12 protein-coding genes are annotated in these 16,025 nt (G+C 66.3%); 4 read left to right on the top strand and 8 right to left on the bottom strand.

Translation table 11 applies throughout. The features are described 5' to 3' along the window. Window positions 1–47 precede the first annotated feature (47 nt). Entirely contained in the window at window positions 48–662 is a 615-nt protein-coding gene (locus tag IDT60_RS13575) for a MerR family transcriptional regulator (RefSeq protein ID WP_191079443.1), read from the top strand. 113 nt (window positions 663–775) lie between these two features. Here IDT60_RS13575 and IDT60_RS13580 read toward each other — a convergent pair whose 3' ends face one another. The 8 genes from IDT60_RS13580 to glmS all read right to left on the bottom strand — a co-directional run bounded on the left by IDT60_RS13580 (window position 776) and on the right by glmS (window position 13,575). Beyond that, a complete protein-coding gene (locus IDT60_RS13580; RefSeq protein WP_164205986.1) occupies window positions 776–1,861 on the bottom strand; it encodes an inositol-3-phosphate synthase in 1,086 nt (361 codons plus the stop codon). Between the two features lie 164 nt (window positions 1,862–2,025). After that, the gene (gene mgrA / locus IDT60_RS13585; protein ID WP_191079444.1) at window positions 2,026–3,063 is read right to left on the bottom strand and encodes an L-glyceraldehyde 3-phosphate reductase; all 1,038 of its coding nucleotides are present in this window, start codon (window positions 3,061–3,063) and stop codon (window positions 2,026–2,028) included. A 92-nt stretch (window positions 3,064–3,155) separates the two neighbouring features. Beyond that, the gene (gene treZ / locus IDT60_RS13590) at window positions 3,156–4,925 is read right to left on the bottom strand and encodes a malto-oligosyltrehalose trehalohydrolase (RefSeq protein WP_191079445.1); all 1,770 of its coding nucleotides are present in this window, start codon (window positions 4,923–4,925) and stop codon (window positions 3,156–3,158) included. Next, on the bottom strand, window positions 4,922–7,240 hold the full coding sequence (treY, locus tag IDT60_RS13595; protein WP_191079446.1) for a malto-oligosyltrehalose synthase: 2,319 nt from the start codon (window positions 7,238–7,240) through the stop codon (window positions 4,922–4,924). Before treY ends, treZ begins: the two co-directional genes overlap by 4 nt. Further along, on the bottom strand, window positions 7,237–9,495 hold the full coding sequence (gene glgX, locus IDT60_RS13600; RefSeq protein ID WP_164205978.1) for a glycogen debranching protein GlgX: 2,259 nt from the start codon (window positions 9,493–9,495) through the stop codon (window positions 7,237–7,239). Before glgX ends, treY begins: the two co-directional genes overlap by 4 nt. A 156-nt stretch (window positions 9,496–9,651) precedes the next feature. After that, on the bottom strand, window positions 9,652–11,187 hold the full coding sequence (locus IDT60_RS13605; protein WP_191079447.1) for an NAD(P)H-hydrate epimerase: 1,536 nt from the start codon (window positions 11,185–11,187) through the stop codon (window positions 9,652–9,654). A 38-nt stretch (window positions 11,188–11,225) separates the two neighbouring features. Continuing rightward, complete coding sequence (locus IDT60_RS13610; RefSeq protein WP_164205973.1) at window positions 11,226–11,573, bottom strand: holo-ACP synthase; 348 nt, start codon at window positions 11,571–11,573, stop codon at window positions 11,226–11,228. A gap of 109 nt (window positions 11,574–11,682) precedes the next feature. Then, entirely contained in the window at window positions 11,683–13,575 is a 1,893-nt protein-coding gene (glmS, locus tag IDT60_RS13615) for a glutamine--fructose-6-phosphate transaminase (isomerizing) (protein WP_191079448.1), read from the bottom strand. Between the two features lie 88 nt (window positions 13,576–13,663). On the opposite strand from glmS, the gene coaA reads away from it, so the two are divergent. The 3 genes from coaA to mscL all read left to right on the top strand — a co-directional run bounded on the left by coaA (window position 13,664) and on the right by mscL (window position 15,987). Next, entirely contained in the window at window positions 13,664–14,629 is a 966-nt protein-coding gene (coaA, locus tag IDT60_RS13620; RefSeq protein ID WP_164205969.1) for a type I pantothenate kinase, read from the top strand. A gap of 5 nt (window positions 14,630–14,634) precedes the next feature. Then, on the top strand, window positions 14,635–15,507 hold the full coding sequence (locus IDT60_RS13625; RefSeq protein ID WP_191079449.1) for a D-alanyl-D-alanine carboxypeptidase family protein: 873 nt from the start codon (window positions 14,635–14,637) through the stop codon (window positions 15,505–15,507). A gap of 90 nt (window positions 15,508–15,597) precedes the next feature. Then, window positions 15,598–15,987 carry a large conductance mechanosensitive channel protein MscL gene (gene mscL, locus IDT60_RS13630; RefSeq protein ID WP_191079450.1) on the top strand — a complete coding sequence of 130 codons (390 nt, stop codon included), beginning with the start codon at window positions 15,598–15,600 and terminating at the stop codon, window positions 15,985–15,987. Window positions 15,988–16,025 lie beyond the last annotated feature (38 nt).

Below are 16,025 nucleotides of genomic sequence, written 5' to 3' on the forward strand. Positions count from 1 at the left end.
GCGGGAACCCGCTTGACTATCCCGGCGGGCCACGGAAAGAGGGCGGAATGCAGCTCAAGCAACTGAGCGAGCGGTCGGGAATATCGCCGGCGAGCATCAAGTACTACCTGCGGGAAGGCCTGCTGCCGGGCGGTGAGGCCATCCACGCAACCCGTGCGGAGTATTCAGCACGGCACCTCGAACGCCTCGACTTGATACAGGCACTCCGCAAGATCGTTGGCCTGAACATCGCGCAGATCCGCGGTCTCGTGAAAATGGCCGACGGCGTGCCCCGCCTTGATCTCCTCGCCGCGGTTCAGCGGGTGGTTCTTAACCTTGAAAACTACACCACGGCGGTCGGCGGGGACGCCGCAGCGGCGACTGACGCCGTCGTACGCCTTCGCGGTTGGCCTGATTCCCCCAGTGACGCACGGAGCGCCCTGACGGCCCACCTGGAACTGATGGCGAGCCTCAACATTCCGGTCTCAGAGGACGAGCTGGAGACTTACAGCAAGGCAGCGGACGACGTCGCGCGGATCGACATTGCCGCCACTACCGCGCCGGAGAGTGTCGACAAGCTCATCCTCACGGCGGCCGTCGGCATGCACACACACAGCCAGCTCCTTTTGAAGCTGCTGGCACTCGCACAGGCCAGCCACGCCATCCGCCGGTACCTGGGTTAACGCCTGCGACGCTCCCCCGCCGTTAAGTGAGAGAGCGTCGCAGGAAAACCCACATTAAGTGAGAGAGGATCGCCCGAAAACCCACATTAAGTGAGAGAGCGTCCGGGGTGGGGTTAGCGCTCGAGGTCGCCGCGGATGAAGGCCTCGACCTTTTCCCGGGCGAGGTCGTCGTTGAACTGCTCCGGCGGGGACTTCATGAAGTAGCTCGAAGCGGAGAGCAGCGGGCCGCCGATGCCGCGGTCCAGGCCGATCTTGGCGGCGCGGATGGCGTCGATGATCACGCCGGCGGAGTTGGGTGAGTCCCAGACTTCGAGCTTGTATTCGAGCGACACCGGAGCGTCACCGAAGTTGCGGCCCTCGAGGCGGACGAAGGCCCACTTGCGGTCGTCGAGCCACTGGACGTAGTCGGACGGGCCAATGTGGACGTCCTTTGCCGCCAGCTCGGCTTCGACGTTGGAGGTCACGGCCTGGGTCTTGGAGATCTTTTTGGACTCCAGGCGGTCGCGCTCCAGCATGTTCTTGAAGTCCATGTTGCCGCCGACGTTCAGCTGGTACGTGCGGTCCAGGGTGACACCGCGGTCTTCGAAGAGCTTGGCCATGACGCGGTGCGTGATGGTGGCGCCGATCTGGCTCTTGATGTCGTCGCCCACGATGGGGACGCCGGCGGCGGTGAACTTGTCCGCCCATTCCTTGGTGCCGGCAATGAAGACCGGCAGGGCGTTGACGAAGGCCACGCCGGCGTCGATGGCAGCCTGTGCGTAGAAGTGCGCAGCATCCTCGGAACCAACCGGCAGGTAGCAGACCATAACGTCGGCCTTGGCTTCGCGGAGCGCGGCGACGATGTCAACGGGCTCTGCGGGAGACTGCTCGATGGTCTCGAGGTAGTACTTGCCGAGGCCGTCCAGGGTGTGGCCGCGCTGGACGGTCACGCCGGTGGGGGGAACGTCGGCGATCTTGATGGTGTTGTTCTCGCTGGCCAGGATGGCGTCGGCAAGGTCAACGCCGACTTTCTTGCCGTCGACATCGAAAGCGGCAACAAACTGGACATCGTTGACGTGGTACTTGCCGAACTCAACGTGCATCAGACCCGGAATCGTGGCCTGGGGATCGGCGTCGCGGTAGTACTGCACACCCTGGACGAGCGAGGCGGCGCAGTTACCCACACCAACGATGGCAACACGAATCGGATTTGCAGACACGGAACTCCTTTGAAGAAAACCTCAGCCGCCAGGACGGTCAATGCCGGAAAATACGACGGCGGCGCGCTGGCAGTGCGCCAATCGGCGCTTTATCATCTTACCCAACCAAGCAGGGGCCGGGATTGTTCCCGGCCCCTGCGTGAGGTGTGTGACAAAAGGCAGCGTTATTTCTGCTTCCAGAGGTTGATGTCCGATTCCACGGCGAACTCGTCGATGGCCTGCAGCTCATCGTCCGTGAAGTCGAGGTTGCTGACCGCTGTGAGGCTGTCTTCCAGTTGACGGACGCTGGACGCGCCGACCAGTGCCGAGGTCACCGAAGTGCCCTTGCCCTGCTCGCGGAGGATCCAGGCGATGGCCATTTGCGCCAGCGTCTGGCCGCGGCCCTCGGCGATCCGGTTGAGCCCGCGGATACGGCCAAGGTTTTCATCGGTGATCATGCCCTGGTCCAGGGACTTGTCCTGCGCGGCCCGGGAATCTGCCGGGACACCCTGGAGGTAGCGGTTGGTGAGCATCCCCTGGGCCAGCGGCGAGAAGGCGATGGATCCGGCTCCCACCTGCTCCAGGGTTTCGTAGAGGTTGGGCCGCCCGTTCTCGGTCCAGCGGTTCAGCATGGAGTAACTCGGCTGGTGGATCAGCAGCGGCGTTCCAAGTTCCTTGAGGATCCGGGCCGCCTCCAGGGTCTGCTCGGGGGTGTAGGAGGAAATCCCGGCGTAAAGCGCCTTGCCGGAGCGGACGGCGTGGTCCAGTGCGCCCATGGTCTCTTCGAGCGGCGTCTGGGGATCCGGCCGGTGGCTGTAGAAGATGTCCACGTAATCCAGGCCCATGCGCGTCAGCGACTGGTCCAGGCTGGCGACCAGGTATTTACGGGAGCCCCAGTTCCCATACGGCCCGGGCCACATGTCGTAGCCGGCCTTGCTGGAGATGATGAGTTCGTCCCGGTACGGCCTGAAGTCGTCCTGGAAGTGGCGGCCGAAGTTGGTCTCGGCGCTGCCGTAGGGCGGTCCGTAGTTGTTGGCGAGGTCGAAGTGTGTGACGCCCAGGTCGAAGGCGCGGCGCAGGATGGCGCGCTGTGTCTCGAAGGGTTTGTCGTCGCCGAAGTTGTGCCACAGTCCCAGGGAGATGGCCGGGAGCCTCAGGCCACTGCGTCCGACGCGGCGGTAGGGCATGGATTCATAGCGGTTTTCCGCGGCTGAATAAGTCATACGTTCCATCCTGCCATCTGTGATGCAGGCAACAGGACGGTGCCGCCCTGTTACGCCGCGGGCTGACAGAAGCCAGCCCGCGGCGGTCAAACCTAGTCCAGCACGACGGCGGCACTCCACGACGCAAGGCTGAGTGAGCCGCCTTCCGCGTGCACCGCTTCGTCAGTCGCGAGCAGCACCGTTTTGCCGACGTTCTCCAGCCGTACCGCCTCCGGGGAGAAGTTCAGCAGCACCTCCACGGATCCGCGCCGGAAGCGCAGCCACCCGGCGTCGTCGTCGAACGTCACGTCGGTTTCGGCGAAGCCCAGGTCGGCAAGTTCAGGGTGGGCGCGACGCAGTGCGGTCAGTGACCGGTACAGCGCCAGCAGCCGCGCGTGGTCACCTTCCGAGGCTTCGGCCCAGTCCAGCTTGGAGCGCCGGAACGTCTCGGGATCCTGCGGATCGGGTACGACGGCGGGATCCCACCCCATGCGCTCGAACTCACGGATCCTGCCCTCCGCCGTCGCCTTGCCCAGCTCAGGCTCGGGGTGCGAGGTGAAGAACTGCCACGGCGTGGAGGCGCCGAACTCCTCCCCCATAAACAGCATGGGCGTGAACGGGGAGGTCAGCGTCAGGACGGCGGCCAGAGCCAACGGCCCGTAGGAAAGCGACTGCGACAGCCTGTCCCCGGTGGCACGGTTGCCGATCTGGTCATGGTTCTGGCTGCACACCACCAGCGCGGCGGGGTGCACCAGCGACGCGTTGATGGGCCGGCCGTGATGGCGCCCGCGGAAGCTCGAGTAGCTGCCGTCGTGGAGGAAACCGTCCTTGAGGACCTTGGCCAGCACCCCGAGCGACGCAAAATCGGCGTAGTATCCCGCCGTCTCGCCGCTGACGTTGACGTGGACGGCGTGGTGGTAGTCGTCGCTCCACTGCCCGGCGAGGCCGAAACCGTTCACGTCCCGCGGGTACAGCAGCCGCGGATTGTTCAGGTCTGATTCCGCGATCAGCGTCTTGGGCAGCCCGGTTTCGGCGGAAATGGCATCGCCCAGCGCCCCGAACTCCTCCAGCAGATGCACGGCCCGCTCGTCCCGCAGCGCGTGGACAGCGTCAAGGCGCAGGCCGTCCACATGGTAATCGCGCAGCCACAGGGCGGCGTTGTCCAGGATGTATTCACGCACGACGTCGGAGCCGGCGGCGTCGAGGTTGACGGCGTCGCCCCACGTGTTGGCGTCGCCCTGCTTGAGGTAGGGGCCGAACCGGGGAAGGTAGTTGCCGCTGGGCCCGAGGTGGTTATAGACCACGTCCTGGATAACGCCCATGCCGGCTGCGTGTGCGGCGTCCACAAAGCGCTGGTAGGCCGCAGGACCGCCATAGAGCTCGTGGACGGCGAACCACTGCACGCCGTCGTAGCCCCAGTTGTGGGTGCCGTTGAAACCGTTGACCGGCAGCAGTTCCACAAAATCCACACCGAGGTCCGCGAGGTAGCTGAGCTTGCCGGCCGCTGCATCGAGGGTTCCTTCGGGCGTGAAGGTTCCCACGTGAAGTTCATAGATGACCGAGCCGCGCAGTTCCTTCCCGCGCCAGCCCGCATCCTGCCAGGTGTGGGACCCGGGATCATACGTCCGGGACAGCGCATGGACGCCCTCCGGGACGCGGCGCGACCGGGGGTCCGGCAGAGGGGTGGTGTCGCCGTCGAGCAGGTAGCCGTAGTCCACTTCGGCATCCTCCGGGGCATCCGGCGCGGACCACCAGCCTTCCGCGCCAGGGACAGCGGCGACCTGTTTCATGGGGTACCGCTCACCGTTCGCGAGCAGCACCACCTCAGAGGCGTCCGGCGCCCAAACGTCGAACCGGCCGGAACCTTCGTTTACCAGGGTCATGCGTTGTCTCCATCCACCGGTACCAGCAAAGCCACCGGGTAGGTACCCAGGACGTCGGCCACCGAAACCGTACCGGCCCCGTAGCTGGTGCCGGTGAGCTCGTCCTTCATCGCGGTGGAAAGGTCGACGGCGGTGTCCCGCCACCCGCCGTCGTGTTCCAGTCCCACGGGGAGCCGGGTAGCGATGGTGAGCGCCCCAGAAGCGCCGCGCTGGAACGCCAGCACGTGCCGGGAGGCGGCCCCGGTTGCGGTGACCGGACGGTAGTCCTGGAAAAGGTCGGGCCGGTCGCGGCGGAGCCGCAGTGCACGGGACGTCACCAGCAGCTTGCTGGCTTCGGTGCCTGCCGCGGGCAGGGTGCCGGCGTCGATGGCTGCCAGCTCCATTTTCCGCCGGGCAAAGTCGACCGGGCGCCGGTTGTCCGGGTCAGTCAGCGACCGCTCCCAGAACTCGGACCCCTGGTAGACGTCCGGAACGCCGGGCATGGTCAGCTGGACGATCTTGGCTGCCAGAGAGTTGGACGCGGCAGCGGAGTCGATCCGGGACACGAAGTCCTCCACCACGGTGGTGACGCGGACGTCGTCGAACGCCGCATCCACGGCCGCCTGGACGCGGGCCTCAAAGTCCGTGTCCGGGTTGGTCCATGTGGTGGAATTCCCCGCCTCGCGGGCAGCCTTTTCGGCGTAGCCCTGCAGACGTTCCCGTGACGCCGGCCAGGCACCCACGATTGCCTGCCACAGCAGGTTTTCATAGGGTCCGTCCGGAATCGGGGCCAGTTCACGGAGCGTGGCCAGCGTGGCGGTCCACTCGTCCGGCAGTTCGGCGATGACCGAGATTCGGGCCCGCGCGTCTTCGCTGCGCTTGGTGTCGTGCGTGGACAGCGTGGTCATGGACAGGGGCAGGTCCTCGTGCCGGCGCCGCATCCGGTGATGGAATTCCTCGGCGGACACAGCGAACTCGGTGGGTTCAGCGCCCACCTCGGTCAGGGTGCCCAGCCGGGTGTAGCGGTAGAACGCGGTGTCCTCCACGCCCTTGGCCATGACCATCCCCGAGGTCTGCTGGAAACGCACGGCGATGGGGTTGGCGGGGTCCAGCAGCAACGGCAGCAGGACGCCCACAGCCGGAGCGAGGTCCGGACGGTGCTCTGCCGCTGACCCGCACGCTTCCTTCAACACCTCGGCGCCCACCGGCAGGTAGCTGCGGTAGACCGGGAACGAGGCGATGATTTCGGCGATCGCGTCCGCTGCAGCCTCAACGGACAAGCCGTGGGATGCGGGCACCAAACGCGCCAATCGAAGCACCTCGGACCGCAGGATGCCGTCAGCGATCATCCGTTTGGTGCCGCGGATCATCTCCGCGTAGTCGGCCGGAGCACCGGTACCCCGCAGGGCGGCGTCCAGCTGATCGAGTCCCTGCTGGCCGGCAGGGTCCACGAGCACCCGGTCCACGTCCGCCAGTGCGTCGTAGCCGGTGGTGCCCTCGCAGGCGAAGTCTCCCGGGAGCTCCTCCCCCGGCTCCAGGATCTTCTCAACGAGCACATACGCACCGCCGCTGGCTTCCTTCAGCCAGCGCAGGTACCCGGCGGGATCCGCCAGGCCGTCGGGGTGGTCCACACGAAGCCCGTCCACCAGGCCGTCGGCGAACCAGCGCTTGACTTCCGCATGGGCCTGGTCAAAGACCCAGCGGTCCTCCACCCGGATGCCCGCCAGCGTGGTGACCGCGAAGAACCGCCGGTAGTTCAGCTCCGCGTCCGCGCGGCGCCAGTCCATGAGCTGGTAGTGCTGGCGGCCGTGGACGTCCTGCGGGGAGTCGCCGTCGGCGTAGGTGCCTGGCGCTAGCGGGAAACGGTGGTCGTAGTACCGGAGCTCGCCGTCCTTGACCTCCAGCTTGTCCAGGTCATCGTCCGAGCCCAGCATGGGCAGGCGGATCTTCCCGCCTGCCAGGTCCCAGTCGACGTCGAACGCTGCGGCGTAAGGCGAGCCCTGGCCCTCCTGCAGCAGCGACCACCACCACGGGTTCTGCGCCGGTGAGGCCACGCCCACGTGGTTGGGGACGATGTCCACCAGCACACCCATGCCGTGGGCACGGGCGGCCTTGGACAGAGCCAGCAGCCCTTCCGGGCCGCCCCGCGCCGGGTCAACAACCGAAGGATCCGTCACGTCATAGCCGTGGTCCGAACCCTGTTCCGCGGTGAGGATGGGCGAGAGGTAGACCCAGTCCACACCCAGCGACTTCAGGTATGGCACCGTGTCCGCGGCGTCGAAAAGTGTGAAGCTGCTGCGGATCTGGAGCCGGTAGGTGGACGCCGGAACCTTCACTTGGCTGGCTCCTTCGGCGCCCTGACCTTCTTTGTTTTCCTGGGCTCCGGCACCGTGGGTGTGCTCAGGGCAGCGGTTTCGGCGGTAGCCGTCTGGGACAGTGCAGCAAGCGAGGCCGCAACAGAGTGGTCCGGCTCGGTCTCCTCCACGGTGTGGGCGCGGAGTACCACCAGGGACTTTGCGGCGACAGGCAGGGCCTCACCGGCCTTGACCGGTGCAGTGTCCGCGTTGTGACCGGCAGTGTCGATGATGATGTCCCAGGCCGGGGCATACTCATCGGAGGGCAGGGTGAACGGCACGGTGTCGTCGTGGGCGTTGAAGTACAGGACGAAGTTCACGTCCGTGATCCTGCGGCCGCGGTCGTCCTTGCCCTGGATGCCGTCGCCGTTGAGGAACACACCAACGGAGCGGCCAAAGCCGCTGTCCCAGGCCTCGGGCTCCATGGTGTCGCCTGAGGGGTCCAGCCATACGATGTCCGGCAGCCGCTCGCCTTCGCCTCGCAGCACGGGCCGGCCGTCGAAGAACCGGCTCCGGCGGAAGGTGGGGTGCTTGGCGCGGAGCGCGTTGACTGCGGCCGTGAATTCGATGAGGGGCTGGTCGATGTTCTCCCAGTTGATCCAGGTCAGTTCCGAATCCTGGCAGTAGCCGTTGTTGTTGCCCTGCTGGGTGCGGCCCAGTTCGTCGCCGTGCAGCAGCATGGGAACACCCTGGGAGAGCAGCAGCGAGGCGATGAAGTTCCGCTGCTGGCGGGCGCGCAGCCCCAGGACGGCGGGATCGTCGGTGGGACCTTCGGCACCGCAGTTCCAGGACCGGTTGTGCGATTCGCCGTCGTTGTTGTCCTCGCCGTTGGCATCGTTGTGCTTCTCGTTGTAGGAGACCAAGTCTGCGAGCGTGAAGCCGTCATGGGCGGTGACAAAGTTGATGGACGCCACCGGACGGCGGCCCGAGTGTTCGTACAGGTCAGCGGACCCGGTGATGCGGGAGGCGAATTCTCCCAGCGTGGCCGGCTCGCCGCGCCAGAAGTCGCGGACGGTGTCGCGGTACTTGCCGTTCCACTCGGTCCACTGCGGCGGGAAGTTGCCCACCTGGTAGCCGCCGGGGCCCACGTCCCAAGGCTCGGCGATGAGCTTGACCTGGGAGACCACCGGGTCCTGCTGGATGAGTTCGAAGAAGGTGGAGAGCTTGTCCACGTCGTAAAACTCGCGGGCAAGGGTGGAGGCGAGGTCGAAGCGGAAGCCGTCCACGTGCATCTCGGTGACCCAGTAGCGCAGGGAGTCCATGAGCAGCTGCAGGGAGTGGGGCTGGCGGACGTTGAGCGAGTTGCCCGTGCCTGTGTAGTCCATGTAGTGCTTCTCGTCGCCCTCCATGAGGCGGTAGTAGGACTGGTTGTCGATGCCCTTGAAGGACAGCGTGGGGCCCAGGTGGTTGCCTTCCGCGGTGTGGTTGTACACCACGTCCAGGATCACTTCAATGCCGGCCTGGTGCAGCGAGCGGACCATGGCCTTGAAGTCCTGGACCTGCTGGCCGCTGTCGCCGTTGGAGCTGTAGGTGTTCTGCGGGGCAAAGAATCCGATGGTGTTGTAGCCCCAGTAGTTGTTCAGGCCCTTGTCCTGCAGTGTCCCGTCATTGACGAACTGGTGCACCGGCATCAGTTCGATGGCGGTGACGCCCAGCTTCTGCAGGTGCGAGATGACCGACGGGTGCGCCACGCCGGCGTAGGTGCCGCGCTGCTCCTCGGGGATCTCGGGGTGAAGCTGCGTCAGGCCCTTGACGTGGGCCTCGTAGATGACCGACTTGTGGTACGGGACGCGCAGGTTCTGGTCACCCTCCCAGTCGAAGAAGGGGTTGATGACAACGCCCATCATCATGTGCGGAGCGGAGTCGTCGTTGTTGATGGTGTCCGGCGCTTCGCCCAGGTTGTAGGTGAACAGCGCGGGATCCCAGTCGATCTGCCCGTGCACGGCTTTGGCGTACGGGTCCAGCAGCAGCTTGTTCGGGTTGAACCGGTTGCCGGACTCGGGGTCGTAGGGCCCGTGGACGCGGTAGCCGTATTTTTGGCCCGGCTGGACCTGCGGGATGTAGCAGTGCCAGACGTAGCCATCCACTTCATCGAGGGTAAACCGCGTCTCCACGCCGTCGTCATCGAAGAGGCAGAGCTCAACCTTTTCGGCGCGTTCGCTGAACAGCGCGAAGTTAGTGCCAGTCCCGTTATAAGTGGCGCCAAGCGGGTAAGCCGATCCAGGCCAGATTTCCATGCGTGCTCCTCGTTGTTGTTCGACAGCAGGGGCCCACCAAAACATCACCGCACCCCTGCCAGCGCAGAACCTGTTCCTACGGTAGCGGGTGGGTGTGACTATTACGTTTCGAGCCCCCGTGTTTACTAAGCAGACTGACTTTACCCCAAACGTCTGCTATCGCGCCCGCAACGTGCCGGTAAGCCCTGCCCAGACCGCCGGTACCGCGTCCGCAATCCGCCCGGCAGTGAGCGGTCCCCCGGCGGCAGCGGCCTTGCCTGCCAGGCCGTGGAGGCTGGCACCCAGCGCCGCGATCGCCGCCCAGCGCTCGTCCGGGTCGATGCCTGCGTCACGGAAGCGCCCGACGTCGGGCCCCATCTGGGCGAGCAGCCCACCGATGATGCCCGCCAGGACGTCGCCGCTCCCGGCGGTGGCGAGCCACGGAGTGCCGTCGGCCTGGCTGTAGAAGTCCTGGAACGGCGACGCGACCAGGGTGGTGGCGCCCTTGAGCAGCACGGTGGCCTCGGTCAGGGCGGCGGCATGCCGGACGGCGCCCAGGGTGTTGGCCTCCACCGCGGACCGCTCGTAGTCAGCGCCGAGCCGATCCAGGAGCGCCGCCAACTCGCCGGCGTGCGGGGTCAGGACCACCTGCGGGCCCAGGACGTCGGGCAGGGCGGGCAGCGCACCGGCGTCGGCGATCACGGGCAGCCCGGACTCCACGGCGTCATAGGCCCGCCGGAGCTGGTCGGTATCGCCGGGACCCATGCCGGATCCCACCAGCCATGCCTGCACGCGCGTGTCCGCCACCGAACCGGTGCTGCAGACCACTTCGGGGCAGGACTGCCGCACCAGGTCGGCGACTGCGGGCGGGCCGAGGTAGCGGACCATGCCCGCCCCTGCAGCCAGTGCGCCGCGGCAGGCAAGCACGGCCGCGCCGGGGTAATCGGCAGACCCGGCGACGACGCCCAGGACCCCGCGGGAGTATTTGTGTGAGCGCCGCCCGGGCCGCGGCAGCAGTTGCCCAAGGTCGTCCGGTTCGAGCCGGCGCAGCGATGGCCAGGGCAAGTGTTCCTCGATGCCGATGGGCACCACCTGGACGCGGCCGGCGTGGTCGGCGCCGGGGTCCGCCAGGAGGCCCACCTTGGCCGCCCCGAACGTCACTGTCAGGTCCGCGGACAGCACGGGAGCATGGGCTTCGCCGGTGTCGGCATCCACGCCGCTGGGTATGTCGCAGGCCACCACAAGCCCGGACGTACCGGGGTCAAGGCCGGCAACCAAGGCGGCCGCTGCACCCCGCAGCCCGCCCTGCGCGCCCGTCCCCAGCACAGCATCAATAACGACGTCGGCGCCCGCCACGTGCGCGGCGAGCTCACCGGCGTTCACGTCAGTGAGCACATGGACCCGCCCGCCCGCGCGTTCAAAAGCGGCCAGCGCCTCGGGGTGGGCCGCGCCTGCGGTGAGTACCGCCGTCGTGCGCATTCCCCTGGCGGCCAGGAAGGACGCGGCGAAGAGTCCGTCTCCGCCGTTGTTGCCCTTGCCGGCGAGGACGGCCACGCTGGCGCCGTACAGGCGCCGGCCGCGGGACCGCAGCTCGTGCACGATTGCGTTGGCGAGGCCGTAGGAGGCGCGCTGCATCAGGACAGCCCCCATGCCGGCGGCCAGGAGCGGCTGTTCGGCCGCCCTGATCTGTGTTCCGGTGTAGGCGCTGATCACGGTGTCAGGTCCCTTCGCGGCTCGGCCGAGGGGCTCTCTTAGCCTTCGGCGATGACCGTGGCGGTGGCGATCCCGCCGTCGTGGCTGATGGACACATGCCAGCGCTTGACGCCCTTGGAGTCAGCCACGGCCAGGACCGTGCCCTTCACCTGGATGGTGGGGCCGTGCTGGTCCAGGCCGATCCAGCAGTCCTGCCAGTTCATGCCGGCCGGTGCACCCAGGACCTTGGCCACGGCTTCCTTGGCCGCGAACCGGGCAGCCAGGGACCGGGTGTTCAGCTCGCGTTCCGCAGGGACGAACAGCCTGTCCCGAAGCCCAGGCGTCCGCTCAAGCTGGCGGCCGAACCGCTCAATGTCTACAACGTCTACCCCAATGCCAACAATCATGGCACTACTCTACGGTGACGCCGGACGGCGGCGGGCCATATGACGGAAGCCCCGAGCCTGAGGCTCGGGGCTTCCTATGTAGAACGAGCGTGGGCCGTTCAGCCCGCGATTACTCTACGGTGACGCTCTTGGCGAGGTTGCGCGGCTGGTCCACGTCGTAGCCCTTGGCCGCGGCCAGTTCGGCGGCGAAGATCTGCAGCGGGACGGTGGTCAGGAGCGGCATCAGCAGCGTCGGGGTTTCGGGGACGTAGAAGACGTATTCGGCGTAGGCCTTCACGGCTTCGTCGCCTTCCTCGGCGATGACCAGGGTGCGGGCGCCCCGGGCGCGGACTTCCTGGATGTTGGAGACCACCTTGGCGTGCAGCGAGTCGCGGCCGCGCGGGGACGGGACAATCACGAATACCGGCTTGCCTTCCTCAACCAGCGCGATAGGGCCGTGCTTGAGCTCGCCTGCGGCGAAACCTTCGGCGTGGATGTACGCGATTTCCTTGAGCTTCAGCGCGCCTTCGAGGGCCACGGGGTAGCCCACGTGGCGGCCCAGGAACAGGACGGACTGCTCGTTGGCCATGCCTCGGGCCAGTTCGCGGAGCGGGCCTGCGTTGTCGAGGATGGTCTGGATCTTGTCCGGGATTTTGCCCAGGTCAGCCAGGACGTCCTTGATCTGCCCGGAGAAGATGTTGCCGCGCAGCTGGGCCAGGTACAGGCCCAGGAGGTAGGCGGCGGTGATCTGCGCCAGGAATGCCTTTGTGGAGGCCACCGCGATCTCCGGGCCTGCGTGCGTGTAGAGCACGGCGTCGGATTCACGGGGGATGGTGGACCCGTTGGTGTTGCAGATGGAGATGGCTTTGGCGCCCTGTTCGCGGGCGTACCGGACAGCCATCAGGGTGTCCATTGTTTCGCCGGACTGGCTGATGGAGACCACCAGGGTGTTTTCGTCCAGGATCGGGTCGCGGTAACGGAATTCGTGCGCCAGTTCCACCTCGGTGGGAATCCGGCACCAGTTCTCGATGGCGTACTTTGCCACGGTCCCGGCATAGGCTGCGGTCCCGCAGGCCAGCACGATGATCTTGTTGACCTTCTTGAGCTCCTCCGGATCGATGCGCAGCTCGTCCAGGGTCAGGTTCCCGTTCAGGTCCGAGCGGCCCAGCAGCGTCTGGCGGACAGCGTCCGGCTGGTCGTGGATTTCCTTCTCCATGAAGGAGCTGAAGCCGCCCTTGGTGGCGGATTCGGGATCCCAGTCGACGTGGTATTCCTTGCCCTCGGCCGGGGCGCCGAAGAAGTCGGTGATCTCCACCGTGTCGGCGGTGATGGTGACAATCTGGTCCTGGCCCAGCTCCACGGCGCGGCGGGTGTAGTCAATGAACCCGGACACGTCCGAGCCCAGGAAGTTCTCGCCCTCGCCCAGGCCAACCACCAGCGGGGAGTTGCGGCGGGCTGCCACCACAACACCGGGCTGGTCAGCGTGCACGGCGAGGAGGGTGAACGCACCCTCCAGCTGCTGGCAGGCGAGCTGCATCGCGGTGGCCAGGCCGCCGTCGGCGGTGTTGCCGTTAAGTTTGGTGCGGAAGATATCGCCCAGCAGCACGGCCGCGACCTCGGTGTCCGTTTCGGACGCGAACTCGTAGCCCTTGGCCACCAGGTCCAGCTTGAGTTCGGCGAAGTTCTCGATGATGCCGTTGTGGATCAGAGCCAGCTTGCCGCCGTCGGCCAGGTGCGGGTGCGCGTTCTGGTCCGTGGGGCCGCCGTGCGTGGCCCAGCGGGTGTGGCCGATGCCGGTCAGCGTCTCCGGCAGCGGGTGCGCCTCCAGCTCGGCCCGCAGGTTGCTCAGCTTGCCTGACTTCTTCCGGGACTGGATGGATCCCTCGGAGACCACCGCTACCCCGGCGGAGTCGTAACCCCGGTACTCAAGGCGCCGCAGTCCCTCAAGGACCACATCCAATGCACTGTGACCGGCATTCCCACGGCCATCAGCATGACCCACATATCCCACAATTCCGCACATGCGCATCAGCTTATCGGCAGCAGGGTTGAGATTTAAACTTGGGGCGCCGCATTTCGCTCTCAGCCGCGCGCGGGGCAGAATCTCTATAGTGACTTTGCAACGCAACGAAGCGAACGGCGAGGGTGTCTCCCCGTTCGTTGAGCTGGACCGTCAGACCTGGTCCCGGCTCGCCGCCCAGATGGAGCAGCCCCTTAACGAAGAGGACATCGTCCGTCTGCGTGGCCTCGGCGATCCCCTGGACATGAAGGAGATCCGCGAGGTCTACCTTCCGCTGTCCCGGCTCCTGCACTTATATGTGGAGGCAGCGGGCCAGCTGCATTCGGCCACCACCACCTTCCTGGGTGAGAAGACCCAGCGAACGCCCTTTGTTATTGGCGTGGCCGGATCCGTGGCTGTGGGAAAATCCACAATTGCGCGTGTGCTCCGGGAGATGCTGCGGCGCTGGCCCGGCACACCGAACGTTGAGCTCATCACCACAGACGGCTTCCTCTATCCCCTCGCCGAGCTCAAGCGCCGGCAACTGCTGGAACGCAAAGGCTTCCCCGAGTCCTACGACCGCCGCGCGCTGCTGCGCTTTGTGAGCGAGGTCAAGGGCGGCGCGGAGGAGGTCCGTGCACCCTGGTACTCGCACGTTACGTACGACATCGTGCCCGAGAAGGAAGTGGTGGTCCGCCGCCCGGACGTCCTCATTGTGGAGGGCCTCAACGTCCTGGCTCCGGCGCGCCCGCGCCAGGACGGCCGGCAGGGCCTGGCGGTGAGCGACTTCTTCGACTTCTCCATCTATGTGGACGCCAAGACGGCCTACATTGAGGAGTGGTACGTGGAGCGGTTCCGGCGGCTCCAGAGCACGGCGTTCGCGCAGCCGGAGTCCTACTTCCACCGCTACGCATCGCTCTCCCCCACCGAGGCCGAAAGCACGGCCCGGGACATCTGGAAGCGCATCAACGAGCCGAACCTGGAGGAAAACGTCCTCCCCACCCGCGGCCGCGCCCAGCTGGTGCTGACCAAGGACGCGGACCATTCCATCCGCCGCATGCTCCTGCGGAAGGTTTAACCCAGGTGTGCCACAACTGTGTGGCCGGCTCGTCTTCCGGAGCCAGCCGCCGCTCCTTTGCCCGCTTCCTCGCCGCCGGGGCCGGACTGACTGTTTTGGCAGCGTGCACGCCTGAGGCACCCGTGGCCGAGGCGCCGTCGTCGTCCGCCCCCATTCCAACCATTACCTCCGAATACACCACCCCCTCTCCCGCCGCTGTGGAAAGTACGACGGCGGCAGCTGAGCCGCCTGCGCAGGTTCCCGTTCCGCCGTCGGCTGCTGCGTCATTGCCCGGGCAGTTCTCACTGACGGATCCGGCCAGCCCCTGGGTGGTGGTGAACAAGCACCGTCCGCTCTCGCCGGCGGACTATGCGCCTGCGGACTTGGTCCAGCCCAGTGTGCAGCTGGCTGCCTCCGGCGAGGCGGCCCTCCTTAACAGCACCACCGCGGCCGCCGCGGAGGCGATGTTCGCCGCGGCCGCACGGGAGGGCATGGTCATGGTGCTGGCGAGCGGCTACCGCTCGTACGGCACGCAGGTCGTGACGTACAACGGCTATGTTGCGGCGCGAGGGCAGGCGGATGCCGACACGGCCAGCGCCCGGCCCGGCTACTCGGAGCACCAGGCCGGATGGGCATTCGACATCGCCGACGGCGGCGGAGTGTGCGGTTTCCAGCCTTGCTTCGCAGACCAGCCGGCCGCCGTCTGGGCGAAGGCGAACGGGCACCGCTTCGGCTTTGTGGTGCGGTACCCGTGGATGTTCCACCCCGTCACCGGCTACTACTACGAGCCGTGGCATCTGCGCTACATCGGCGTTGAGGCAGCCACGGACATGGTTGGGCGCGGCATCAACACCGTGGAGGAGTACTTCGGGGTGGAAGCGGCGCCGGGGTACCCCTAAACGAGATCGATGCCTGTTCGGTTCCCGACACGGAGGAAAAATTTACAAATTAGTCATGTGCGGCTCATGTTGGTGCGCTAGTTTGGTCCTATGTTGACAGGATTCAAGAATTTCATCATGAAGGGCAACGTCGTAGACCTTGCCGTCGCCGTCGTGATGGGTGCCGCTTTCGGTGCCGTCGTGACCTCAATTGTCGAGGGCCTGCTCACACCGCTGATCGGCCGTCTGTTCAGTGCCAAGGGCATTGAAGAAATGCAGTGGGAGGGATTCATGTACGGATCCGTCATCTCCTCCATCATTTCCTTCCTGCTGGTGGCCGCCGCCATCTACTTCATCGTCATCGTGCCCATGAACCACATGATCGAGCGCCGCAACCGCCGGCTCGGCATCGACCCGGACGTCAAGGAAGAATCTGCCGAGGATCCGCAGATCGCCCTGCTCACCGAAATCCGTGACTCGCTGCAGAACCGAGCACGCTAGGTTCTCCTACGCACCAACCAAGTGTGGCCCGCTTCCTG

Origin of the sequence: Pseudarthrobacter sp. BIM B-2242, assembly GCF_014764445.1 — a bacterium.
Lineage (GTDB): Bacteria > Actinomycetota > Actinomycetes > Actinomycetales > Micrococcaceae > Arthrobacter > Arthrobacter luteus_A.

Coding starts and splice junctions, on each gene's coding strand:
- IDT60_RS13575 (WP_191079443.1), top strand. CDS start 48: ATGCAGCTCAAGCAACTGAGCGAGCGGTCGGGAATATCGCCGGCGAGC.
- mgrA (WP_191079444.1), bottom strand. CDS start 3,063: ATGACTTATTCAGCCGCGGAAAACCGCTATGAATCCATGCCCTACCGC.
- treZ (WP_191079445.1), bottom strand. CDS start 4,925: ATGACCCTGGTAAACGAAGGTTCCGGCCGGTTCGACGTTTGGGCGCCG.
- glgX (WP_164205978.1), bottom strand. CDS start 9,495: ATGGAAATCTGGCCTGGATCGGCTTACCCGCTTGGCGCCACTTATAAC.
- IDT60_RS13610 (WP_164205973.1), bottom strand. CDS start 11,573: ATGATTGTTGGCATTGGGGTAGACGTTGTAGACATTGAGCGGTTCGGC.
- glmS (WP_191079448.1), bottom strand. CDS start 13,575: ATGTGCGGAATTGTGGGATATGTGGGTCATGCTGATGGCCGTGGGAAT.
- mscL (WP_191079450.1), top strand. CDS start 15,598: ATGTTGACAGGATTCAAGAATTTCATCATGAAGGGCAACGTCGTAGAC.